Below are 23,197 nucleotides of genomic sequence, written 5' to 3'. Positions count from 1 at the left end.
GATAATACGACATACCAACATTGGCAGGGTGATTAACCTCACTCCCGTTTAGACAGCTATTTTACAAAAGGAGGGTTATAATAAAAATCAGTTTTTAATTACCACAACACTAAGTTATAAATCAGGCATTTATTTTCTCGCTGTTTTTATTATCGACACATTTATGCCCTGATAGAAAATCGCATCTATATTTTATTGAACCAACCCAAAAGGAATAAAATCATGACAATTACTTATGTTAAAACTGAACTTGCACCAGCCGATAATCAGCTCGCTGCATATATTTATTTTACCTCAGATACACCAGTAAGCTATTCTTACACTGTATCAAAAAGGACAACCAGTTCAACCAGCGTAGATTTTACCTATACATCGGATCTGATTTATGGTGTCTCTCAAACCATAAAAATCCCTGTTATTGGCCTTTATGCACAATATGCAAACAACGTCCAGGTCGTGTTTAAAGATGAAACCGGAACTGAAGTTTTCAATCAGCCATTCTCTATTAGCACGGTAGATCAGGTTTATGATACATCGGTTATCTTCCACCTCGATATTGAACAAACAGATCCTTCGCTATTTACATCTGTATGGGGCAATAGTTGGTTAATGCAATCTACTGGCCGTGGTTACGACCAAAATGGTGACCTGCGTTTTAACTTTGTATCGGCTTATCATCTTCAGCCGTTGCGAATTCACAATGGTTAGATCTACACTGGTACTGATGAAGATATGTCGTGGTACGGTCGCCGCTTTTTCAAAATTGACATTCTTGGTAATGTCATCTTTGAATTCGATATGCGTGATTCTGATGGCAATCACTACTCAAACACTCACGATTTAGTCTGGGACTCCGCAGGCGATGTCTATATGTTTGGTAACGACATTCCTAATCGGATAACCAATACGCGGGGCCAGGATTCCCTAGTCATGAAATTCAACGATCAGACCGGGAAAATGATTTGGGCAAAAAATTATACTAGCGAGTATAGCGGCTCTCAAATCTTAAATAACAGCACCCCTAATGATATTCATTTAAACTCGCTGTCATGGATTACCAGTAGTCCAAATAATGAGGAAGCAGTTATTGTGCATTCCCGTTCAACGAGCACGACCTTTGGCATCTCTATTGTTGATGGTAGTATCTTGTGGGCGCTCGACACCGGTAATTTCAACCCTCAGTTTCCGGTAAATCCAGACACTATTCATATTGATAACTCCGGTATTACTCACTTTGAGAATGGTGCTCATACTGTGTGTATCACGAACAATAGTGCCTTTGCAGAATATATCGACCCTACCGTAGGTAAATTTGTTTTATCTGTCTTTGATAATAGATCTTGTCTTGATGCTGATGGAAATTCTGTTGTTCGCCCGATTAATGACAATGCAACAACCGATGCCTATTCAACGCCTCCGGCTCGTATTCTATTCTATGCTGTAGACATGGCGGCAAAAACAGCTTTGGAAATTCAAGCACCTATCGAACTACCAACAACCCCTATCGTCCAGTGGACTGATTTTATGGGTAATGTTTTTGACCATGATGATTACTTCTCTATTTTCACCAACCATGCCCGTTCATTCTTTATCTCCGATGTGAACGGCAATATGATTGCCAGTATCTACGATGTCATCGCGCTTCCTGATGGCGCACCTCAATTCCCAGGTGAGGGCTATCGTACAAGATTATTTAAAGATACGGAGCTATCTGAATTAATCACTACAGCATCAGTTACTGTTAATCTGTAAAATGATGTAATCATAAAAACAGAAGCAATTGAACATCATGTTTTAAAAACTATTTGTTCCAACTGCATATGTTAAAAGGGTTCATGTATCTACATGAACCCTTGACAATATATACAACACCTTTGCTATTGAAAACTGTCGATGATACTAATCGTCAGAAGGCGCTATTGTAAGTTTTCCGTTATAGTCATGCGCCAGGGAAAGAAGAATTTGCGTTACGCTCCCTGCAGATAATTTGGTGCTATGGGTAAAACTCGTTTGTTTGTATAGCCAGTGGATAAAGTGCCTACTAGCCGTTAAAGAGAGTATTTTCGCGTTGCTGCTATCCCCCCCCCGTCAATGGGCAAACCATCTTACGGTTTTTTCCCTGCACCCAAAGCTGCCACTGGTTTTGCCACCAGCCATGCTGTGTTGTTCTCTGAAAACTCCAGGGTACATAAATATCACTATCATTTATTTCCTCTTCTATAAACCAAAGCTCACCTTGCCGTTGGCGAAACAGTTCTGCCCAAACAGTAATGACGGCTCCCCGAAGAAAGCATTCGTGTGAAATAACATGCTTCTTTACCTTAGGAAAAAAGATGTTCAGTACTCGAAAATGCCCGTGAGCCGTGATAACAGGACGCAGAATAGCACCTCTGGCGTTGCGTTTGAGAATCGCACTTCCATATTGAATTTCATCAAACTGACTCCTACGTAGGAATTGCGTCTCGCGCATATCAACGCGATTTACGATATCACTATGATGTAAATCAGGCTCAGCATTCCCGTGCCAGCGATACCGTAAAGTCTCACCAACATAATGCTGAGTAAAATTTGTGGAGATATGCAGAACATTACCGCAGACGGCATCAAAACTGAGTAGAACATACAGTTTCTGTTCTGCACTGCCCCCCTGGAACGGCACAACTAGTGAAACAGTTTCAATTCGTTCTGGGGGGACTATTTTTCTTTGTTCTTGCTGTTTGGGCGTCCAGACTTTTCTGCAGACTCGGCATTGAACACGCTGTGTTCCCTGTGGGTTATGACCATAACAAATAATTTCTTTGCGATAACATTCAGGACAAAAATGACCGTTTTCTGAAGCATAGGCACTTAAGTGAACAGACAGCCATTCATTAAATTGCTGTTCATCAAACAGCGGGGGATAACTCCCGCATGCTCGACAGTGTAATGCAGGAAATCCCAGTCTGTAGTCTGGCCAACTGAAATCTGCACATGCCCATATGGGTTGCCCTAAATTGCGGCAACCATACGATTTACAGGTATTGATCGTAAACTGAGTCAATTTAAGTCACCAACGATTTAAACAGGTCGTTGATTTTAGCGAGTAACTCCAGACTACTTTTGTGAAAAAAATCACACATCATGTAAATATTTTCACATATAAAAACAATCCTAAACGTAATTTGATAATTTTTTAACTAACTAAAGGTGACTGATTGTGAAGGTGAAAGTAATTGCAGCAAGCATTCTGTTGACGCTACCGCTTTGGGCTTGCGCCAAGGATATAACCATCATTTATACCAATGATCTGCATGCTCATGTAGAACCTTATAAGATTCCCTATATTGCGGACGGAAAACGCGATATCAGTGGCTGGGCAAATATCACAACCCTGGTTAAACAGGAAAAAGCAAAAAGTAAAGCAACATGGTTTTTTGATGCTGGAGATTATTTTACCGGTCCATATATCAGTAGCCTGACGAAGGGAAAGGCAATAATTGATATTATGAATACAATGCCATTTGATGCAGTTACAATGGGAAATCACGAATTCGATCATGGCTGGGATAATACATTATTACAGCTTAGCCAGGCGAAATTCCCAATTGTACAGGGCAATATATTTTATCAGAACAGCGACAAAGCATTCTGGGATAAGCCTTATACCATCATCGAAAAAGATGGCGTGAAAATTGGCGTCATTGGTTTGCACGGCGTGTTTGCCTTCAATGATACCGTTTCTGCGGCGACGCGCGTAGGTATTGAAGCCAGGGATGAAATTAAGTGGTTGCAGCGCTATCTCGACGAACTGAAAGGTAAAGTCGATTTGACCGTGCTGCTTGTCCATGAGGGAACACCAGCCCGTCAGTCCAGTATAGGGGGCACCGATGTACGTCGTGCTCTGGATAAAGACATCAAGACCGCAAGCCAAGTTAAAGGACTGGACATTCTGATTACCGGACACGCACATGTCGGTACGCCGGAACCGATTAAAGTAGGTAATACACTTATCCTCTCGACCGATAGCGGCGGTATTGATGTGGGTAAACTTGTGCTGGATTACCAAAATAAGCCGCATAACTTCACGGTGAAAAATTTCGAGCTTAAAACCATTTACGCAGATGAATGGAAACCCGATCCACAAACGAAATCGGTGATCGACAACTGGAATAAGAAACTTGATGAAGTGGTGCAACAAACAGTGGGACAGTCGCCGGTTGAATTGACACGCGCCTATGGCGAATCGGCTCCGCTAGGGAATCTGGCTGCGGATGCGTTGCTGGCGGCAGCAGGTAAAAATACACAACTGGCTTTAACTAATTCAGGTGGCATCCGCACTGAGTTACCGGCGGGCGCGATTACTATGGGTGGAGTCATCAGTGTGTACCCGTTCCCCAACGAGCTGGCAACGATGGATCTCACCGGTAAACAATTGCGTAGCTTGATGGAACATGGCGCAAGTTTAACTAATGGCGTTTTGCAGGTATCTAAAGGCCTGGAAATGAAGTACGACAGTAGTAAACCAATCGGCCAACGGGTCGCCGAACTGACTCTTAATGGCAAACCAATTGAGGATGCGACGGTTTACCATATTGCCACCCAGAGCTTCCTTGCTGATGGTGGCGATGGTTTTACCACATTTACTGAGGGTAAATCGCGTAATACAACAGGCGGTTACTATGTTTCTAACGCGGTGATTGATTATTTCAAAGCAGGCAACACCATCACGGATGAACAGATCAAAGGTATGCGCGTTGCTGATGTGAAAAAATAATCTCCTTTTAGATTATTTAGTGAAACAGAATTATCTGGCTTAATCACAACGGCATCGATGCCTGTAAATTAACAAGCAAAGATCAAATAAAGCGCTAGAACATTAGTTATTTGAGCATTATTGATTCAACCGCAGATGAAAAAGGATTCATGTGTTCACATGAATCCTTTTGAAAGCACCACTAAATTTTATATAACCAAATGGAAACTAGTTATGCAAATAATAACAAAACTTAGTCTGATTACATTGTGCTTATCCGCAACGTTAGCTGCACCAATTAGTGCAAAGGATGTGACTATTTATTACACCAACGATTTACATGCCCATGTTTCCCCGGGAAAAATCCCCGCCGTTGATAAAAACCGAGCCGTAGGTGGTTTTGCTAACATTGCAACCATCGTTAATGATGCCAAGAAAAAAAGCAAAGATGTATTTTTCTTTGATGCGGGTGATTATTTTACTGGTCCATATATAAGCACCTTAACCAAAGGCGAAGCAATTATTGATATTATGAATACCATGCCTTTTGATGCTGTGTCGGTAGGGAACCATGAATTTGACCATGGCGTCGAAAATATGGTTAAGCAGCTATCAAAAGCGAACTTCCCAGTTTTACTGGGCAACGTTTTTTATACTGATAGTGATAAACCTGTCTGGAATAAACCCTGGACAATTGTCGAAAAAGACGGCATAAAAATTGGCGTAATCGGAGTACATGGAAAATTTGCGTTTTATGACACTATTGCAGCTAAGGCTTACGCTGGCTCAGAGGCTCGTGATGAAGTGCCTTACATTCAAAAAGGGCTTGATGCATTAAAGGGTAAAGTCGACATCATCGTGCTACTCATCCACGAAGGGACACCAGCGCGTCAGTCAAGCTATGGAAATAAAGATGTTGCCAGAATGCTGCAGGCCGATATCGATACCGCAAAGAAATTTAAAGGTATTGATGTACTTATCACCGGACATGCGCATGTGGGTACACCAGAGCCGATTAAAGTCAATGACACACTTGTTGTTTCAACAGATGCGTATGGTACCGATATTGGTAAGTTAGTCCTGGACTTTAACCCCAGGACTAAAAAAATTGATGGCTATAACGGCAAGTTAATCACTGTATTTGCTGATGAATATAAGCCCGATCCAAAGGTCCAGGCCAGGATTGATGTGTGGAATACTAAACTGAAAAGCATCACCGACCAGGTTATTGGATCGACAACGGCACCGTTCACCCGTGCTTACGGTGAATCCTCACCGATGGGTAATTTAGTTCTCGACGCCATGATGGCCAAAGCACCAGATGCCGTCCTGGGATTACAAAACAGCGGTGGGTTGCGTGCCGATTTTCCACAGGGAAAATTGAAATATGGTGATGTAATTACGACCTTCCCGTTTAATAACGATCTTGTCGAAATGGATCTTACCGGAAAGGATCTTATTAATTTAATGACCCACGCCACTAACCTTACCAACGGGGTTTTGCAGGTGTCAAAAAGTGTCCATGTTGTATATGACAGTAAAAAACCGTTGGGTGAGCGGGTTGTTAAATTCACCATTAATAACCAACCTGTAGAGCCTGCCAAAACATATCGGGTTGTTACACATTCTTTTTGTGCGACCGGTGGTGATGGGTTTGAAGCTTTCTTAAACGGCACGAATGTCAAAACTATTAACAGCACCAGTTCTTCAGAGTCAATCATTGATTACATTAAGTCCAGTAGCCCATTAAAACCGGATCTGGAAATGAGGGTGGTTGATATAAGCTCGGCTAAATAATCTCAATTAATTAGCGACAGATATATTTTTGCCCAACTGCATTTTAAATATATAAAACATATAATGCTATTTTTACACTGGGAATTATTTACATTTTCTCTTTAAAGATGGCATTTTAAAAAAACCTCAACAGAAGGATTCTGTTTATGTTAAAGAAGAATGAAGTATTTTTATTGGGAACACTTTTATCATTACCAATGGTAACACTTGCAGAGACAGGAAATGATGAATATCTGTCAGACTGGTGGCATCAAAGTATTAACCTGGTGGGAAGCAACTCTACACGCTTTGGGCCACAAAAACGAGCTGATTTATATCCAGAATATCGAGCATGGGCGCATAAGGATTGGTTCGATTTCTATGGTTATGCAGATTTACCTAAGTTTTTCGGTTTAGGAAATGTTAACGACAAAGGTATTTGGGATAATGGTTCTCCATTTTTTATGGAAATAGAACCTCGTTTTAGCATCGATAAATTAACAGGACTCGACTTAAGTTTTGGTCCATTTAAAGAATGGTATTTTGCCCACAACTATATCTATGATGCAGGTAGTAATGAAGGACAACGTCAGAGTACCTGGTACATGGGATTAGGTACTGATATTGACACTGGATTGCCGATGTCTTTATCTGCAGATATCTATGCGAAATATCAGGGAAATAATTATAACGCTGCCAATGAAAACGAGTGGGATGGATATCGTTTTAAATTAAAATATGTTATTCCAATTACTCAGTTTTGGGGCGGAAAGTTAAATTATGTAGGTTTTACTAATTTTGATTTCGGTTCGGATTTAAAAGAAAAATCAGGTGGCAAGCAACAATTTTACTCTCGAACCAATAGCTCGATAGTAACCACTAATGTATTGGCATTAGTTTATCCTCACTGGAGTTACAGTGCGAGCTTCCGTTATTTCTATCATGGTGGACAATTTGAAGAAGGTAGTAAAGCATTTAATACCAATGGAGGAGCAGTCTCTATAGATTCAACAGGATGGGCATATTATTTGTCCGTGGGTTACACGTTTTAATTAAGACAAATAAAGTGGTTGGTCATCGATTTTTTAAGAGATAGTTGATTCGACTGCAAATGGTAAAAGGTTCATGGGCATGCATGAACCTTTTATCTAAATGTCATACTTTATATACCTAAAAGGAACTAATTATGAAGATGAAAATAATTGCTGCGGGTATTCTATCGACACTCTCGCTCTGGGCGAATGCCAAAGATGTCACTATTATTTACACCAATGATCTCCATGCTCATGTTGATAGTTACAAACTCCCGTATATCGCAGATGGTAAACGAGATATCGGCGGCTGGGCAAATATCACTACCATGGTTAAACAGGAAAAAGCAAAAAATAAATCCACTTTTTATTTTGATGCTGGAGACTATTTTACCGGACCATATATCAGCAGTTTAACCAAGGGGGAGGCAATAATTGATATTATGAGGACTATGCCCTTTGATGCGGTATCCATCGGTAATCATGAGTTTGACCATGGCTGGGATAACCTCTTGCGCCAGTTAAGTAAGGCGAACTTCCCTGTTCTGTTAGGGAATGTGTTCCATAAAGACAGCGAGATACCTTTCTGGAACAAGCCCTATACTATACTGGAAAAAGATGGTGTCAAAATTGGTGTTATTGGGCTGCACGGTGTGTTTGCATTTAATGACACGATTTCAGAACTCTCAATACAGGGCCTCGATAACAATAATAACAATCGTTTTGATAAATCAGCCGCAGCCCTTAAAAACCAGGGGATAGAAGCGCGTGATGAGGTAAAATATCTGCAGCACTACCTGGATGAGTTACGTGATAAAGTTGATATCACCGTTGCTCTCGTTCACGAAGGTGTCCCGGCACGCCAGTCCAGTATTGGTAATACAGATGTCAGACGTGCGCTGGATAAGGATATTCAGACAGCAAGCCAAGTGAAAGGGCTTGATATCCTCATCACCGGACACGCTCACGTAGGGACACCAGAACCGATCAAAGTTGGGAACACGTTAATTCTTTCTACTGACAGTGGCGGTATTGACATTGGTAAACTGGTACTCGATGTTAACCCAGCAACCAATACTCATGAAGTAAAAAGCTTCGAACTGAAAACAATTTATGCTGATGAATGGGTACCTGATCCAACAACCCAGAAAGTTATCGATGGCTGGAATAAAAAACTTACAGATATCGTGCGCCAACCAGTAGGTGAGTCACCTATCATGTTAACCCGTGCCTATGGTGAATCCTCACAACTTGGTAACTTGTTTACGGATGCAATGCTGGTTGCTGCACCGAAAGCACAGATCGCACTGATTAATTCCGGCAGTTTACGCGCGGATATAAATGCTGGCTCGATTACCTTTGGCGACATTACCAGTACATTCCCCTTCAAGAATGAGCTTACAGAGATGGATCTCAGTGGCAAGGATTTACGTAATCTGATGGAACATGGAGCATCACTCACGAATGGCATACTACAAATGTCAAAGGGTGCTGAAATGCATTATATCCCGCAAAAACCAGTCGGCCAGCGAATAGCATCTCTCACTATCAATGGCAAAGCGATTGTGGACACGGAGACTTATCATGTAGCAACGACAACATTCCTTGCGCTGGGAGGGGATGGTTTTCTGGCCTTTAAAGAAGGTAAAAATGTGCAAGTTCGTGCCGGGCATAATATGTCCGATGTCGTGATTGACTATCTGAAATCAGGGCACAAAATCGTTCCTGCACAAGTTAATGAAATGCGAGTCGAAGTTATTAAGCAATAAAAGATAAATATTGATGATGCAATCCATTTTACGGATTGCATCACTTCCTTGCATATTACAAAACAAATAAAAATAAAGTGATGAAAACGATAATGAAAAATTGCCATGTGATGACACCCCCCACCAGTGCATCCTGCAATTCACGTTGTACGTACTGCTTCAAGGCGCAACCCTGCCCGAACGGTATGGATATAGATGATGTGACGCTTCAACTATTTATTCGCCAGCAAATTGATACCCAGGAAACTGGCGATGTGATTTTTACCTGGCAGGGAAATGAACCAACGCTTGACAGATTTAACTTTTTTAAACGAGTTATCGAGCTGCAACAGCAATTTGCACAAGGTAAAAACATTATCAACACATTGCTAATCGACGGCATTCTGCTGGATGATAGCTGGTGTGAGCTATTCAAGAAAAATCAGTTTCTGATTAGTATTGCAGTGGATGACGATATTTCGTTGCAAGACAGTGTCTGCAAAACGATTTCTGGTAAACCTCTATATCATCTGATTGAAGAGGCCGTGAGGTTGCTGCAAAAACACGATCTTGAATTTAGTACGCGGACTGTCATTAACGCCATGAATAGCCAGAACCCGTTGCGACTCTATCATTATCTGAAGAATCTTGGCAGTCGCCACATGCAGTTTATCCCCTTACTTGAACCTCTTACGCAAGGTGGTGTGGATGCACGAAGCCTTACGCCCGCGGCATTAGGGACTTTTTTAAAAACGCTTTTTTACAGCTGGGTACGTCTGGATATCGGAACAATTAAAATCCCCATTTTTGAGCACGCTTTCGCTGCGTGGTGTGGGTTGCCTGCACCGACCTGTGCTTTTGCGCTCTTTGGTGATAGCGTGTTCGCATCGAAAATAAACGATGATTTGTACGAGTGCGATTGCCTGGTTAATCCAAAAACTTTGCTGAGTAACAACCATCAACCTGTTATAACTACGATACTAAAAAGCACTGAAAATCAAATAATTGAGCAGAACAAGCCGCTACTGGTAGCAGAGTGTATGAGTTGCAAAGTGAAATTTGCCTGCCATGGCGGTTGCCCAAAAGATCGCGTTGTGCTTTCTGAACGCGGCATCCCGGAGCTCAATTATTTTTGCGAAAGCTATCAGGTTTTTTTCACTTATATTGAGCCCTATATGTTAATGATGAAAGCTTTGTGGGAACAAAACTATGCACCTTCCGATATTCGTCAGTATTTGTCCTGACATGATTCTCAATACGTGGTGATGGATGAAACAGCCGCACCGACAGTATTTTGCAATACCAGGGCTATTTTAGCGTCCGGGATTTGATTAATCCCGGAAGTAGGCGTTTTAGTGTTCGCGGAACTGCTAACATAAATCAATGTAATTCATCCGCTACTTCACAACACCCTGCATCCCCACAAACAAATGGTGGTCATTCTGATGGTCTTGACAAAACAAGATTTCTGATCTAGCTCCCAGTCAGTTAATGACTAAGGCGATCCCAGTCAGAGGATCCAAATTTAAGAGGCCCGTTTAAGGAAACTTAAGCGGGCTTTTTGCTTATTAATTTCTTCAATCGTCTTATTTTTCATCTTGCCCTCTTGTAAGGGATAAAATCGTTTTATCTTCTCGTCTGTCGCGGTAGTCTCATTACAGTCGTTTATATCTCGACTGCAATGTGCGTAACCTAACTCCAAGACTAATAATTAAAAAACAGTACAGACAGGATAACTATGGATTCCACCCTCACCTCCACGGGTCCCCAGCAGGACACCTCATCGCTTAACCGTGCCCGACGTGCCGCACTCGGCAGCTTCGCGGGTGCCGTGGTCGACTGGTATGATTTTCTGCTTTATGGCATCACCGCCGCGCTGGTTTTTAATCGCGAGTTCTTCCCGCAGGTCAGCCCGGCGATGGGTACACTTGCCGCATTTGCCACCTTTGGCGTCGGATTTTTGTTCCGTCCGTTAGGCGGGGTGATCTTCGGTCACTTCGGCGATCGCCTGGGTCGCAAACGAATGCTGATGCTCACCGTCTGGATGATGGGCATTGCCACAGCGTTGATTGGTATTATTCCCTCTTTTGACACCATCGGCTGGTGGGCCCCGGTTCTTCTGGTTACGCTGCGCGCCATTCAGGGATTCGCCGTTGGCGGTGAATGGGGCGGCGCGGCGCTACTCTCCGTCGAAAGCGCACCAAAAAACAAAAAAGCATTCTACAGCAGCGGCGTTCAGGTGGGTTATGGCGTCGGCCTGCTGCTCTCGACAGGACTGGTTTCGCTAATCAGTTCGCAAACGACCGATGAGCAGTTTCTGCGTTGGGGCTGGCGCATCCCGTTCCTGTTCAGCATTGTGCTGGTTCTGGGCGCATTATGGATGCGTAACCGAATGGAAGAGTCGGCAGAGTTTGAACAGCAAAAACAACAGCAGACGCAAACCAAAAAACGCCTGCCGGTTGTCGAAGCGCTGGCCCGGCACCCAGGGGCATTTTTGAAAATTATCGCCCTGCGCCTGTGTGAACTGTTGACCATGTACATCGTCACCGCGTTTGCCCTGAATTATTCCACGCAAAATCTGGGGCTACCGCGCGAACTTTTTCTCAATATCGGGCTGCTAGTCGGTGGATTGAGTTGCCTGACCATCCCCTGCTTCGCCTGGCTTGCCGACCGATTTGGCCGCCGCCGGGTCTACATTATCGGTGCCCTGGTCGGTACGCTGAGCGCCTTCCCGTTCTTCATGGCCCTGGAAGCGCAGTCCCTCTTCTGGATAGTGTTCTTCGCGATTATGCTGGCCAACATTGCGCACGATATGGTGGTCTGCGTACAGCAGCCTATGTTTACCGGCCTGTTTGGCGCAAGCTATCGCTACAGTGGCGCGGGCGTGGGTTATCAGGTTGCCAGCGTTGTCGGCGGTGGTTTTACGCCTTTTATTGCCGCTGCATTAGTGACTTTCTCCGGTGGCGACTGGCACAGCGTGGCCATTTACCTGATGGCCGGATGCCTTATTTCGGCCGTCACCGCAATGCTGATGAGAGATAAGCAACACGCGTAAACCTTTGTGCGAAGGCCATCGGGTCTTCGCATAATCTTCCTCAACGTCTGACTTTTGTTTCACATTCCTGTGACATACTATCGGGAGAGCAGTACATCTGTGGAACAAGGAGACAGACATGAACAATAAGGGCTCCAGCCTGACACCTGCTCAGGCACTGGATAAACTGGACGCGCTGTACGAACAGTCGGTGAAGGCTCTGCGTAGCGCCATTGGTAAGTATATTGAAACAGGGACGCTCCCTGACGACATCGCCCGCCAAAACGGTCTTTTTGTTTACCCATCGCTTTGTGTCACCTGGGATGGCAGTGCCACAAACCCACCGAAAACGCGCGCATATGGCCGTTTTACCCATGCAGGCTGCTATACCACGACCATCACCCGCCCGTCGCTTTTTCGCCCTTATCTTGAAGAACAACTGACGCTGCTGTATCAGGATTATGATGCGCATATTTCCGTCGAGCCGTCGCAACATGAAATTCCCTATCCGTATGTAATTGACGGTTCTGAACTCACGCTTGACCGCTCGATGAGTGCCGGATTGACGCGCCATTTCCCAACCACCGAGCTTTCACAGATTGGTGATGAAACAGCCGACGGTACCTATCATCCGGCGGAGTTCTCCCCGTTGTCGCACTTCGACGCGCGACGAGTCGATTTCTCGCTGGCGCGACTGCGTCACTACACGGGAACGCCGGTTGAACACTTCCAGCCGTTTGTGCTGTTCACTAACTACACCCGCTACGTCGATGAGTTCGTGCGCTGGGGCTGCAGCCAAATCCTTGACCCGGACAGCCCCTATATCGCACTGTCATGCGCGGGCGGGATCTGGATCACCGCGGAAACCGAAGCACCGGAAGAGGCCATCTCCGATCTGGCGTGGAAAAAACACCAGATGCCCGCCTGGCATTTAATCACCGCCGACGGTCAGGGGATCACGCTGGTTAATATCGGCGTCGGCCCCTCTAACGCCAAAACCATTTGCGACCATCTGGCCGTGCTGCGTCCTGACGTCTGGTTGATGATTGGTCACTGCGGAGGCCTGCGAGAAAGCCAGGCGATTGGCGACTATGTTCTGGCCCACGCTTATCTGCGTGACGACCATGTACTGGATGCCGTACTGCCGCCGGATATTCCGATTCCGAGCATTGCGGAAGTACAACGCGCCCTGTATGACGCGACCAAAGAAGTCAGCGGCATGCCGGGTGAAGAGGTTAAACAGCGGCTGCGTACCGGCACCGTCGTCACCACCGACGACCGTAACTGGGAATTACGCTATTCCGCTTCTGCACTGCGTTTTAACCTCAGTCGTGCCGTCGCTATTGATATGGAGAGTGCCACCATTGCAGCCCAGGGCTATCGTTTCCGCGTCCCTTATGGCACGCTGCTGTGTGTTTCCGATAAACCGCTCCACGGTGAGATCAAACTGCCTGGTCAGGCCAACCGTTTTTATGAAGGGGCCATTTCTGAGCACCTGCAAATTGGCATCCGGGCTATCGACCGGCTGCGTGCCGAAGGCGACCGGCTGCACTCCCGCAAATTACGTACATTCAACGAACCGCCGTTCCGGTAAGGCCTGAAGGTAACTATGCACAATTCAACTCCCCTTTCCGCCCTGCGCAGTCTGCTGTTAGCGCAGGGACTGGATGGCATGATTGTTCCCCGCGCCGATGCTCATCAGAGCGAAGATTGCACACCGCACGACAATAAACTAGCCTGGCTCACCGGTTTTAGCGGTTCCGCGGGTCTTGCATTGGTACTTCGCGATCGCGCGCTGATGTTTGTCGATGGGCGCTATCAGGTCCAGGTGCGTAACGAAGTCTCTCTCGATGATTTTGAAATCCATCATTTACACGATGAACCTCTGGCCGACTACTTGCAGGCTTACGTCACCTCTGGTGCGCGTATCGGCTTTGAACCTCTTCTGATGGTCAACAGCCAATTTGAAGCACTGTCGGCCACCCACTGCAAACTGGTTCCGATGGAACGCGATCCCTTCGACCAGATCTGGCTCGACCGTCCAGCCGCCCCCAGTGGTGTTATTCGTGAAATGCCCGTTGAGATAAGCGGCGAAAGCAGCACACATAAGCGCGAACGAATAGTAGAGCAACTGACTCAGTATCAGGCCGACGTGCTGGCGATTACGCTGCCGGATAACATCGCCTGGCTACTCAATGTCCGTGGAGCCGATCTTGCGATGGTTCCGGTTCCTTTTTCGTTTGCCCTGCTCCATCGCAGCGGCGAACTGGAGTGGTTTGTTGATAATAATAAGACGCAGCAACTGCCCGCATCATTGCTGGAGACGGTCACGCTGGCCCCGCAAGAGAGTTTCCTTGCGCGCTGCCAGCAGTTGGCGGAAGGAAAACGCTTCCTCGTTGATAAAGACTACGCCCCGGTCGCGCTGCGCTTTGCTATTGAAGGACACGGCGGTGACGTCTTATGGGCCCCTGACCCCATTACCTTAATGAAAGCGCATAAAAATGATGTTGAACTGGCAGGGTATCGGGAATGCCATGAACAGGATGGCGCCGCATGGGTAAACTTTCTGGCCTGGCTGGCGCATGAGGTCCCTCTGCGCGAGGCAGCAGGTAATCCTGTCACTGAACTGGAAGCACAAGCCAAACAGCTGGCGTTTCGCCAGCAGCAGCCAGGATTTATCGAGCAAAGTTTCAGCACGATTTCCGCCTCTGCCAGCAATGCGGCGATGTGTCATTACCATTCCAGCGAGAAAACAAACACGCCCATCACCACACAGGCAATGTACCTGAATGATTCCGGCGGCCAGTATCAAAATGGCACTACGGATACAACAAGAACACTCGCCTTTGGTCCACAGGAACCGCAGCGGCGACTGCATTACACCGCCGTGCTGAAAGGGTTTTTATCACTGATCTCATTGCAATTCCCCAGCGGCACGCAGGGTCATCAACTGGATGCGTTTAGCCGTCGGGCGCTTTGGGAGTTGGGTCTGGATTTTGACCACGGCACAGGACACGGCGTTGGCCACCAGCTACTGATCCATGAGCAGCCTCATCGTATTGCAAAAAAAGTAAATCCCTGGCCGCTGGTGGCAGGTAACATTATCACCATCGAACCGGGCTATTATCTGGCTGGACAATATGGCATCCGCATTGAGAATCAGGTGGAGATTATCAACAGTCGCCCTGGCTTCTGTCGTTTCTCAACGCTGACGCTGGTGCCGATTGATTTGAATCTGGTTGAGCGGCATCTGCTGAGTGAGGCTGAAAAGCAGTGGATTGATGATTACCATCAACAGGTCAGAGAAACGCTATCGCCACGCGTGGGCAGCGACGCGCGCCCGTGGCTGTTCGCGGCGACGGCGCCGATACGCGTTCAGGCCAATTAATGCAATAAAAAAGGCAGCCCGCAGGCTGCCTTAGTTCTCCCCAACGTCTTACTGCTTAGCTGTTACGGATGTACTCATCCATTTCAGTTTTCAGGTTATCGGACTTGGTACCGAAAATAGCCTGAACACCAGAACCCGCGACCACAACGCCCGCCGCACCCAGTTTCTTCAGGCCAGCCTGATCCACTTTGGCAACGTCAGCAACGCTGACGCGCAGACGTGTGATGCACGCATCGAGGTTAGTGATGTTTTCTTTACCGCCGAACGCGGCAACCAGGGCCGGTGCCATTTCGCCAGTCGCGCCCGCTTTGTTGTCTTCAGTCGCATCTTCACGACCCGGCGTTTTCAGGTCCAGCGCTTTGATCAACACACGGAAAATGGTGTAGTACACGATCGCATAACCGATACCGACAATCGGGAACAGCCACAGTTTGCTGCTGTTACCGGACAGAACGATAAAGTCGATCAGACCGTGGGAGAATGATGTACCGTCGCGCATACCCAGTAGAATACAGATTGGGAATGCCAGGCCAGCCAGAATCGCGTGGATGATGTACAGAATCGGTGCCACGAACATGAAGGAGAACTCGATCGGCTCGGTGATACCGGTCAGGAACGAGGTCAACGCCGCGGAGATCATGATACCGCCCACTTTCGCACGGTTTTCTGGTTTTGCAGAATGCCAGATAGCGATAGCGGCAGCCGGCAGACCGTACATTTTGAACAGGAAGCCACCGGACAGTTTGCCCGCAGTCGGGTCACCTGCCATATAGCGAGGGATGTCGCCGTGGAAAACCTGGCCTGCAGCGTTGGTGTATTCACCGATCTGCATCTGGAATGGAACGTTCCAGATATGGTGCAGACCAAACGGCACAAGGCAGCGTTCAATGAAGCCGTAGATACCGAACGCCACGACCGGGTTCTGGTATGCAGCCCACTGGGAGAACGTCTGAATAGCAGTACCGATCGGCGGCCAAATGAAGGACAGGACCACACCCGTGAAGATGGCAGCCAGACCAGAAATAATAGGAACGAAGCGCTTACCGGCAAAGAAGCCCAGATACTCAGGCAATTTGATACGGTAGAAGCGGTTGAACATATACGCTGCGATCGCACCGGAGATAATTCCCCCGAGAACACCCGTATCAGCAAGGTGTTTAGCGGCGATCTCTTCAGCAGGTAAATGCAGAACCAGCGGCGCAACAACAGCCATGGTCTTGACCATGATGCCGTAAGCAACAACGGATGCCAGAGCGGATACGCCGTCGTTGTTGGTGAAGCCTAACGCAACACCGATAGCGAAAATCAGCGGCATGTTCGCAAAAACAGAACCGCCTGCTTCTGCCATTACGTGCGATACAACGGCTGGCAGCCAGCTGAAGTTAGCGGAACCGACACCCAGCAGGATACCTGCGATCGGGAGTACGGATACCGGCAGCATCAGCGATTTACCGACCTTTTGCAGGTTAGCAAATGCATTCTTAAACATAATTAGGAGTGCTCCTGAGTATTTGTGCTTTTCTACGTTCTCACGCATTGGCGAGGGGGGAGAACCTCGCCGTGGACAGGGTATCTAAGTACCCTTTATTTATTACACAGAGTAAAATAATTCAGTTCGTTTTTGTTTGACGGCTATCACAATTCAGCTTTGGATGGCCGAAAAACTCGCACATTCCGATAAATTGAGTATCTGAATGTTTCCAACTGGTTATTCACCGCCCATTTAATGGCGGTGAACTTTACTCGCTTTATTTATTAATTACGAGCTTTAAAAAAACTCAGTTAGCGGACTGATTGCAGGCGAGAGGCGTCGATGTGAAACAGGCGGGCAAAGTTATCTGTGGTGATGTGCGCCAGTTCTTCAACGGCAACACCTTTCAATACGGCCATGTACTCTGCGACATCACGAACCATGGCTGGCTGATTCTCTTTTCCACGATGCGGTACGGGCGCAAGGTATGGGGAATCAGTCTCAACTAACAAACGATCCAGCGGAACATAACGCGCAGCATCACGAAGCTGTTCAGCATTACGGAACGTGACGATGCCAGAAAACGAGATATAAAATCCGAGATCCAGCAATTTACCCGCAGTTTCCCTGTCCTCTGTAAAACAGTGTAGTACGCCGCCACAATCCGTCACTTTTTCTTCGCGCAGAATCGACAGCGTATCAGTACGCGCATCGCGGGTATGTACGATAACAGGCTTGTGTAACTCACGGCCAATCTGAATGTGGTGGATGAATGATTCCTGCTGGCGCACCTTGGTTTCTGGCGTATAGAAATAGTCCAGTCCGGTCTCCCCCATCGCGACAACGCCTTCTTCAGCGGCATAACGGCGCAGGTCTTCAACGTCATAGGTTTCGTCCTGATTTAACGGATGCACCCCGCAGGAGAAAACCACATTGTCACGTTCACCAACCAGTTCACGCATACTGCGGTATCCCGGTAGCGTGGTGGCAACGGCAAGACAGAACTTCACATCGCGTGCGGCCGCTTTCGCCAGCACGTCATCCACGTCCTTATGCAGAGATTGATAATCCAGGCCATCAAGATGGCAGTGCGAGTCGACTAAAAACATAATGTCTCTCTCAAAGATGGGGAACAGGCAGCGTGGTGCCTGGTTGCAGATAATGCTCAGTACGGAGAATAAGATCGGTTAATACCAGTTCACGGTTTACGCCCGTCACGTTAAGCAATTGCTGACGACAGTGACAAACATCACCAAGTATCGCCTGTATCTGCGCGACGGATAACCGCTCAGCGATTGACGATATCAACGCCAGAGCATCAGGATTAGTTAAATGTGCCACACCATACGGGCGTTTGAGGGCATCTGTAAACAACGTTGCCAGCCAGTGTAAACGGGTCGCAGCTTGCTCATGATTGAGTGCCGCCAACAGGATATACCAGTCGTCGGACTGCAATGTGTTCGCCAGTGCCGCACAGAAGTCGGTCCGGTGCGCCCAGCTTTCGGCTTGTAGCAACGTTAATGCCGCACCGGGCGATCCGGCACTCAGCCGCAATGCGCTCAGTAGCGCCTCCTGAGATGCCGTCACTTCGCGGGCAAGCCAGGATATGGCATACGATTCTGCCGGAGGAGCAAGATGATGTAACCGACAGCGGCTACGTAGCGTCGCTAACAATCTTGCCGGCTCTGTGCTGGCGAGGAAAAACCAGGTCTGCGCGGGCGGTTCTTCCAGCGTTTTCAGCAAGGCATTGGCGGCGGCATCGGTTAACTGAGCGGCATCCGGGATCCACACCACTTTCGCACCGCCAAGGCGTGAATGCTCATACAGCTTCTCGCTGACTTCACGTACCGCATCAATACCCAGCGTGCTTTTGCCTTTTTCCGGCAGCAACGAATAGTAGTCCGGGTGTGTACCTGCCTGCATCAACTGACAGCCACGGCAGTGCCCGCAGCTTTTATGTCCTTCCGGCTGCTGGCACATTAAATAGCGGCTGAGCGCGTAAATCAACGCGTCGTCACCCATGCCGGGTAACGCCTGAATCAGTAACGCATGGTGACCACGACCCGCCTGGTAGCTGGCTACCAGTTTTTCAAAATCCGGTCGTAACCATGGATACCATTTCATGCGCCCTGCTCCTTCACCCACTCGGTGATGGTATTACGGATATCAGCCATTACAGCCTCCAGCGGCTGCGTAGCATCAATAGTACGAATGCTGGCGTCTTTAGCGGCGAGTTCGAGATAGCGTGCGCGGGTGCGATTAAAGAAATCAAAAGATTCCTGCTCGATACGATCCAGCTCGCCACGGGCACGGGCACGTTTTAAGCCGACTTCTGGAGTTACATCCAGATAGAGCGTCAGGTCCGGGCGAAAATCGCCGAGCACCGCATCGCGCAGGGTTGCCAGCATGTGTTGATCGATGCCACGGCCGCCGCCCTGATAGGCCTGGGTCGACAGATCGTGACGATCGCCAATAACCCAGCGGCCTTTTGCCAGCGCCGGCTTAATCACAGTTTCAACCAGTTGGACGCGCGCGGCATAAAACATCAGGACTTCGGCTTTGTCGGTAATCACCTCGTCGCCGACCGATTTAATGTCCAGCACCAGACTTCTTAATTTCTCCGCAAGCTGTGTCCCACCGGGCTCGCGGGTAAATACCATGTCGCGAACCCCGAGTTGCTCAAGTGTCTCAACCACCACATTACGCGCAGTAGTTTTTCCGGCGCCTTCCAGGCCCTCGATGACGATATAGTTACTGCCCATTTTTTTCCTTAAGCACTTTCAGATAATCCTGCACGGAGCGGTTGTGGCTGACAAGATTAGTGTTAAACGTGTGGCCGCCTTTACCGTCAGCGACGAAATAGAGATACGGCGTTTTGGCCGGATGCGCTGCGGCCTGTAACGAAGCCTCGCCAGGCATGGCAATCGGACCCGGCGGCAAACCTGTGATGGTATAAGTGTTATAGGCAGTCGGCATTTCCAGATCCGCACGCGATAATTTGCCATTATACCGTGTCCCCATCCCGTAAATCACCGTTGGATCGGTTTGCAAACGCATGCCAATACGCAAGCGGTTAATGAAGACTGAAGCCACCTGGTCGCGCTCACTGGCAACCGCGGTTTCTTTTTCAATGATAGAGGCCATGGTGACCAACTGATTTTTATCCTGATAAGGCAAGCCGTCAGCACGCCCTTCCCAGACGGTGTCCACCGCTTTAACCATTTTCTGATGCGCACGTTTTAGCAACGCCACGTCGGTGGTATTCGCGGTATACATCCAGGTATCTGGCCAGAACCAGCCTTCCACCCATTGCGGGTTTTCCAGCTTCAGCGCCTGGGCGACGGTCTCATAGTTATCATCACTCAGCGTATGTTTGATATACGGCGCATCGCGCAGCTGTTTCAGGTAATCGCTCAGGCGCATCCCTTCAACCAGGCGTAACGGGAACTGCGCCTCTTTACCGCTTTCCAGCAGTTGTAGCATGTCCCGCACCGTCATGTCGGGCGTAAAACGGTAGGTTCCGGCTTTAAAATGCGACAGGTCGGGTTCCACACGCAGCAGCCACTGGAACACGCGCGGGCGATTGATAACCTTGTCCGTATACAACTGTTCCCCTAGCGCCAGACGGCCCGTCCCCGCTTTCAGCGTAAAAATCGTCTCTTCTTTGATCAATAACTTACTGTCCGCCAGATGGCGAACTTTCCACATTCCCACTCCCGCGGCAATGCCCAGCACAACCAGCAATAACAGGACAACGAGTAACAGTTTTTTCATGACTAATTCGGGTGCTCACAAAGTGGGGCTAAAAAATCGAATAACAAACGTGAAGACAGCAGCGTGTTACCACAAGCACGCACGGGAATAACAGGCATTAACGCATTACAGACGACGATTTCATCGGCCCGCATAACCTCTTCCAATCCGGCATACTTTTCGACAATACTGAACGTCGATTGTGCCAGCATCCGGATACAGAATTGTCGCATAATGCCATTCACGCCGGCCTGATCCAGCCGCGGCGTATAAACCACGCTGTCTTTTCGCCAGAACAAATTAGCCGCACAGCATTCCGTAACCCATCCCTCGCTGTCAAGAACCAGCGCCTCATCGGCGTCCGTCTGCTCAAGATGAGAGCGAATCAACACCTGCTCAAGTCGATTCAGATGTTTAAGCCCGGCAAGCATCGGATTGCGCCCCAGGCGAACAGGACTTAACGTCAGCACGATACCTTGCTTTCGCCAGCTATCATAATGTGCAGGGTAAACAGAGACGGAGAGGATACGTGTCGGCTCATGACAGCTTGCCCCACTGTAACCACGACCGCCACTGCCACGACTGATAATCACTTTCAGTACGCCACGTGCATGCCCTGCAGCCAGTTTTTCCATTTCAGCTTGCAGTTCTGACCACTTATCGAAGGGGATAAACAATGTTTGGCATGCGTCCTGTAAACGCTGGAGATGCGCTGCAAAAAAGCAAATTTCGCCGTCGGTAATACGCGCGGTGGTAAAGCAGCCATCACCAAACTGCATCGCCCGATCGCTTGCAGCCAGCATATCCTGCTCACGGCCATTAATTAAGAACATAGTGGCTCCTTATTCGTGGTTCGCTAGTTTGGCAGGATGAGTCACCCAGGACAAGGACTGAAAACTGAATAAAAAAAGACCCGACAAGCGGGCCTTTTCTCTTAGAGCCTGGTAAGTCACCTGCTGGCGCTTAGATCTTTTTGAAGATCACAGAACCGTTGGTGCCACCGAAGCCGAAGGAGTTACACAGTGCGTATTCCATACCGCTAACCTGGCGCGCCTCGTGCGGAACGAAATCCAGGTCACAACCTTCATCCGGGTTGTCCAGGTTGATGGTTGGCGGAACAGCCTGATCGCGCAGCGCCAGAATAGAGAAAATAGACTCTACCGCACCCGCTGCACCCAACAGGTGACCGGTCATGGATTTGGTTGAACTGACCATCACACTACGTGCAGCATCCCCAAACACCGATTTCACGGCCTGGGTTTCTGCTTTATCACCTGCTGGTGTGGACGTACCATGCGCATTGACATAGCCAATACGACCAGGCTCAATCGCCGCATCACGCAGCGCATTGACCATCGCCAGTGCAGCACCTGCACCATTTTCCGGAGGTGATGTCATATGGTAAGCATCGCTGCTCATACCAAAACCAACCACTTCAGCATAGATTTTTGCGCCACGTGCTTTCGCATGCTCGTACTCTTCCAGTACCACCATACCTGCGCCGTCGCCCAGCACAAAACCGTCACGCTCTTTATCCCACGGACGACTTGCCGCTTGCGGGTTATCATTACGCGTAGACAGCGCACGTGCTGCGCCAAAACCACCCACACCCAGCGGTGTACTGGCTTTTTCTGCTCCACCCGCAACCATCGCATCCGCATCGCCGTATGCAATGATACGCGCAGCATGACCGATGTTGTGCACGCCTGAAGTACAGGCCGTGGCGATGGAGATGCTTGGCCCTTGCAGGCCGTACATGATGGTCAGATGACCCGCCACCATGTTAACAATCGTCGACGGAACGAAGAACGGGCTGATCTTACGCGGTCCACCATTTACCAGAGAGGTATGGTTTTCTTCGATAAGACCGAGACCGCCAATACCGGAGCCGATAGCGGCGCCAACACGGTGAGCGTTCTCTTCCGTAATTTCGAGGCCAGAATCCTGCATGGCCTGAACGCCAGCGACAATTCCATATTGAATGAAGGCATCCATCTTACGCTGTTCTTTGCGCGAGATAATGTCGTCACAGTTAAAATCCTTTACTAAGCCAGCAAATTTCGTTGCATAGGCGCTAGTATCGAAATGGTCGATCAGGCTGATGCCACTCTGACCGGCAAGGAGAGCTTTCCAGGTAGACTCTACGGTATTGCCGACAGGAGACAACATGCCCAGTCCGGTCACAACTACACGACGCTTAGACACGGTTGTCCTCCAGGGAGGGAAAAATAATTCAAGTGGGAAAAAAGATAAAACTCAGGCGG

The 23,197-nt window shown here is 48.0% G+C and carries 17 protein-coding genes and 1 pseudogene; 10 read left to right on the top strand and 8 right to left on the bottom strand.

The genetic code is table 11. The annotated features are described in order from the left end of the window. The first annotated feature begins 222 nt into the window (after nt 1-222). Nucleotides 223-708 (top strand): aryl-sulfate sulfotransferase N-terminal domain-containing protein, encoded by a 486-nt coding sequence (locus I6L54_RS24275; RefSeq protein WP_245163428.1) that lies wholly within the window; start codon nt 223-225, stop codon nt 706-708. 24 nt (nt 709-732) lie between these two features. Further along, the gene (locus I6L54_RS10450; protein ID WP_245163427.1) at nt 733-1,752 is read left to right on the top strand and encodes an aryl-sulfate sulfotransferase; all 1,020 of its coding nucleotides are present in this window, start codon (nt 733-735) and stop codon (nt 1,750-1,752) included. Nucleotides 1,753-1,899: 147 nt separating this feature from the next. Here the strand turns inward: I6L54_RS10450 and I6L54_RS10445 are convergent. Continuing rightward, nucleotides 1,900-3,040: pseudogene (locus I6L54_RS10445) on the bottom strand (cytoplasmic protein). 156 nt (nt 3,041-3,196) lie between these two features. Between I6L54_RS10445 and I6L54_RS10440 the strand changes: the two are divergent. The 8 genes from I6L54_RS10440 (at nt 3,197) to I6L54_RS10405 (ending at nt 15,709) form a co-directional block, all read left to right on the top strand. Further along, complete coding sequence (locus I6L54_RS10440) at nt 3,197-4,753, top strand: bifunctional metallophosphatase/5'-nucleotidase (protein ID WP_040230703.1); 1,557 nt, start codon at nt 3,197-3,199, stop codon at nt 4,751-4,753. A 213-nt stretch (nt 4,754-4,966) separates the two neighbouring features. Next, on the top strand, nt 4,967-6,529 hold the full coding sequence (locus I6L54_RS10435; RefSeq protein WP_040230761.1) for a bifunctional metallophosphatase/5'-nucleotidase: 1,563 nt from the start codon (nt 4,967-4,969) through the stop codon (nt 6,527-6,529). Between the two features lie 146 nt (nt 6,530-6,675). Then, on the top strand, nt 6,676-7,560 hold the full coding sequence (locus I6L54_RS10430; RefSeq protein ID WP_040230701.1) for a nucleoside-specific channel-forming protein Tsx: 885 nt from the start codon (nt 6,676-6,678) through the stop codon (nt 7,558-7,560). A 134-nt stretch (nt 7,561-7,694) separates the two neighbouring features. Further along, nucleotides 7,695-9,308, top strand: coding sequence for a bifunctional metallophosphatase/5'-nucleotidase (locus I6L54_RS10425; protein WP_005128983.1), 1,614 nt, complete (start codon nt 7,695-7,697; stop codon nt 9,306-9,308). Nucleotides 9,309-9,388: 80 nt separating this feature from the next. After that, nucleotides 9,389-10,531 (top strand): radical SAM/SPASM domain-containing protein, encoded by a 1,143-nt coding sequence (locus tag I6L54_RS10420; RefSeq protein ID WP_342446902.1) that lies wholly within the window; start codon nt 9,389-9,391, stop codon nt 10,529-10,531. 494 nt (nt 10,532-11,025) lie between these two features. After that, nucleotides 11,026-12,342, top strand: coding sequence for a shikimate transporter (gene shiA / locus I6L54_RS10415; RefSeq protein WP_040230699.1), 1,317 nt, complete (start codon nt 11,026-11,028; stop codon nt 12,340-12,342). 118 nt (nt 12,343-12,460) lie between these two features. Then, a complete protein-coding gene (locus tag I6L54_RS10410; RefSeq protein ID WP_005128994.1) occupies nt 12,461-13,915 on the top strand; it encodes an AMP nucleosidase in 1,455 nt (484 codons plus the stop codon). A gap of 15 nt (nt 13,916-13,930) precedes the next feature. Continuing rightward, nucleotides 13,931-15,709, top strand: coding sequence for an aminopeptidase P family protein (locus tag I6L54_RS10405; protein WP_040230698.1), 1,779 nt, complete (start codon nt 13,931-13,933; stop codon nt 15,707-15,709). A gap of 55 nt (nt 15,710-15,764) precedes the next feature. On the opposite strand, the gene ptsG is transcribed toward I6L54_RS10405, so the two are convergent. From ptsG to fabF, 7 genes are all read right to left on the bottom strand, one after another. Continuing rightward, nucleotides 15,765-17,198, bottom strand: coding sequence for a PTS glucose transporter subunit IIBC (ptsG, locus tag I6L54_RS10400; RefSeq protein ID WP_005128998.1), 1,434 nt, complete (start codon nt 17,196-17,198; stop codon nt 15,765-15,767). A gap of 293 nt (nt 17,199-17,491) precedes the next feature. Beyond that, entirely contained in the window at nt 17,492-18,289 is a 798-nt protein-coding gene (locus I6L54_RS10395; RefSeq protein ID WP_040230696.1) for a metal-dependent hydrolase, read from the bottom strand. Between the two features lie 10 nt (nt 18,290-18,299). Continuing rightward, on the bottom strand, nt 18,300-19,304 hold the full coding sequence (gene holB / locus I6L54_RS10390; protein ID WP_005129007.1) for a DNA polymerase III subunit delta': 1,005 nt from the start codon (nt 19,302-19,304) through the stop codon (nt 18,300-18,302). Beyond that, nucleotides 19,301-19,942: a dTMP kinase gene (tmk, locus tag I6L54_RS10385; RefSeq protein ID WP_040230694.1), complete on the bottom strand. Its 642-nt coding sequence runs from the start codon at nt 19,940-19,942 to the stop codon at nt 19,301-19,303. Before tmk ends, holB begins: the two co-directional genes overlap by 4 nt. Next, nucleotides 19,932-20,954, bottom strand: a complete 1,023-nt coding sequence (gene yceG / locus I6L54_RS10380; protein WP_040230692.1) for a cell division protein YceG — start codon at nt 20,952-20,954, stop codon at nt 19,932-19,934. The genes tmk and yceG overlap by 11 nt, the downstream gene beginning before the upstream one ends. Before the next feature lie 2 nt (nt 20,955-20,956). Beyond that, on the bottom strand, nt 20,957-21,766 hold the full coding sequence (pabC, locus tag I6L54_RS10375) for an aminodeoxychorismate lyase (protein WP_005129012.1): 810 nt from the start codon (nt 21,764-21,766) through the stop codon (nt 20,957-20,959). Between the two features lie 130 nt (nt 21,767-21,896). Beyond that, nucleotides 21,897-23,138 (bottom strand): beta-ketoacyl-ACP synthase II, encoded by a 1,242-nt coding sequence (fabF, locus tag I6L54_RS10370; protein ID WP_005129014.1) that lies wholly within the window; start codon nt 23,136-23,138, stop codon nt 21,897-21,899. Nucleotides 23,139-23,197 lie beyond the last annotated feature (59 nt).

This window comes from Citrobacter pasteurii (assembly GCF_019047765.1).
GTDB lineage: Bacteria > Pseudomonadota > Gammaproteobacteria > Enterobacterales > Enterobacteriaceae > Citrobacter > Citrobacter pasteurii.
The sequence above is the reverse complement of the archived record's forward strand: the minus strand, read 5'-3'. Positions and strand labels throughout refer to the sequence as shown.

What these genes read in the sequence shown, in the direction of transcription:
- I6L54_RS10435 (WP_040230761.1), top strand. Translation starts at nt 4,967, where the DNA reads ATGCAAATAATAACAAAACTTAGTCTGATTACATTGTGCTTATCCGCA.
- pabC (WP_005129012.1), bottom strand. Translation starts at nt 21,766, where the DNA reads ATGTTCTTAATTAATGGCCGTGAGCAGGATATGCTGGCTGCAAGCGAT.
- I6L54_RS10405 (WP_040230698.1), top strand. Translation starts at nt 13,931, where the DNA reads ATGCACAATTCAACTCCCCTTTCCGCCCTGCGCAGTCTGCTGTTAGCG.
- I6L54_RS10420 (WP_342446902.1), top strand. Translation starts at nt 9,389, where the DNA reads ATGAAAACGATAATGAAAAATTGCCATGTGATGACACCCCCCACCAGT.
- ptsG (WP_005128998.1), bottom strand. Translation starts at nt 17,198, where the DNA reads ATGTTTAAGAATGCATTTGCTAACCTGCAAAAGGTCGGTAAATCGCTG.
- I6L54_RS24275 (WP_245163428.1), top strand. Translation starts at nt 223, where the DNA reads ATGACAATTACTTATGTTAAAACTGAACTTGCACCAGCCGATAATCAG.
- tmk (WP_040230694.1), bottom strand. Translation starts at nt 19,942, where the DNA reads ATGGGCAGTAACTATATCGTCATCGAGGGCCTGGAAGGCGCCGGAAAA.
- shiA (WP_040230699.1), top strand. Translation starts at nt 11,026, where the DNA reads ATGGATTCCACCCTCACCTCCACGGGTCCCCAGCAGGACACCTCATCG.
- I6L54_RS10395 (WP_040230696.1), bottom strand. Translation starts at nt 18,289, where the DNA reads ATGTTTTTAGTCGACTCGCACTGCCATCTTGATGGCCTGGATTATCAA.
- I6L54_RS10410 (WP_005128994.1), top strand. Translation starts at nt 12,461, where the DNA reads ATGAACAATAAGGGCTCCAGCCTGACACCTGCTCAGGCACTGGATAAA.
- yceG (WP_040230692.1), bottom strand. Translation starts at nt 20,954, where the DNA reads ATGAAAAAACTGTTACTCGTTGTCCTGTTATTGCTGGTTGTGCTGGGC.
- I6L54_RS10425 (WP_005128983.1), top strand. Translation starts at nt 7,695, where the DNA reads ATGAAGATGAAAATAATTGCTGCGGGTATTCTATCGACACTCTCGCTC.
- I6L54_RS10430 (WP_040230701.1), top strand. Translation starts at nt 6,676, where the DNA reads ATGTTAAAGAAGAATGAAGTATTTTTATTGGGAACACTTTTATCATTA.
- holB (WP_005129007.1), bottom strand. Translation starts at nt 19,304, where the DNA reads ATGAAATGGTATCCATGGTTACGACCGGATTTTGAAAAACTGGTAGCC.
- I6L54_RS10450 (WP_245163427.1), top strand. Translation starts at nt 733, where the DNA reads ATGTCGTGGTACGGTCGCCGCTTTTTCAAAATTGACATTCTTGGTAAT.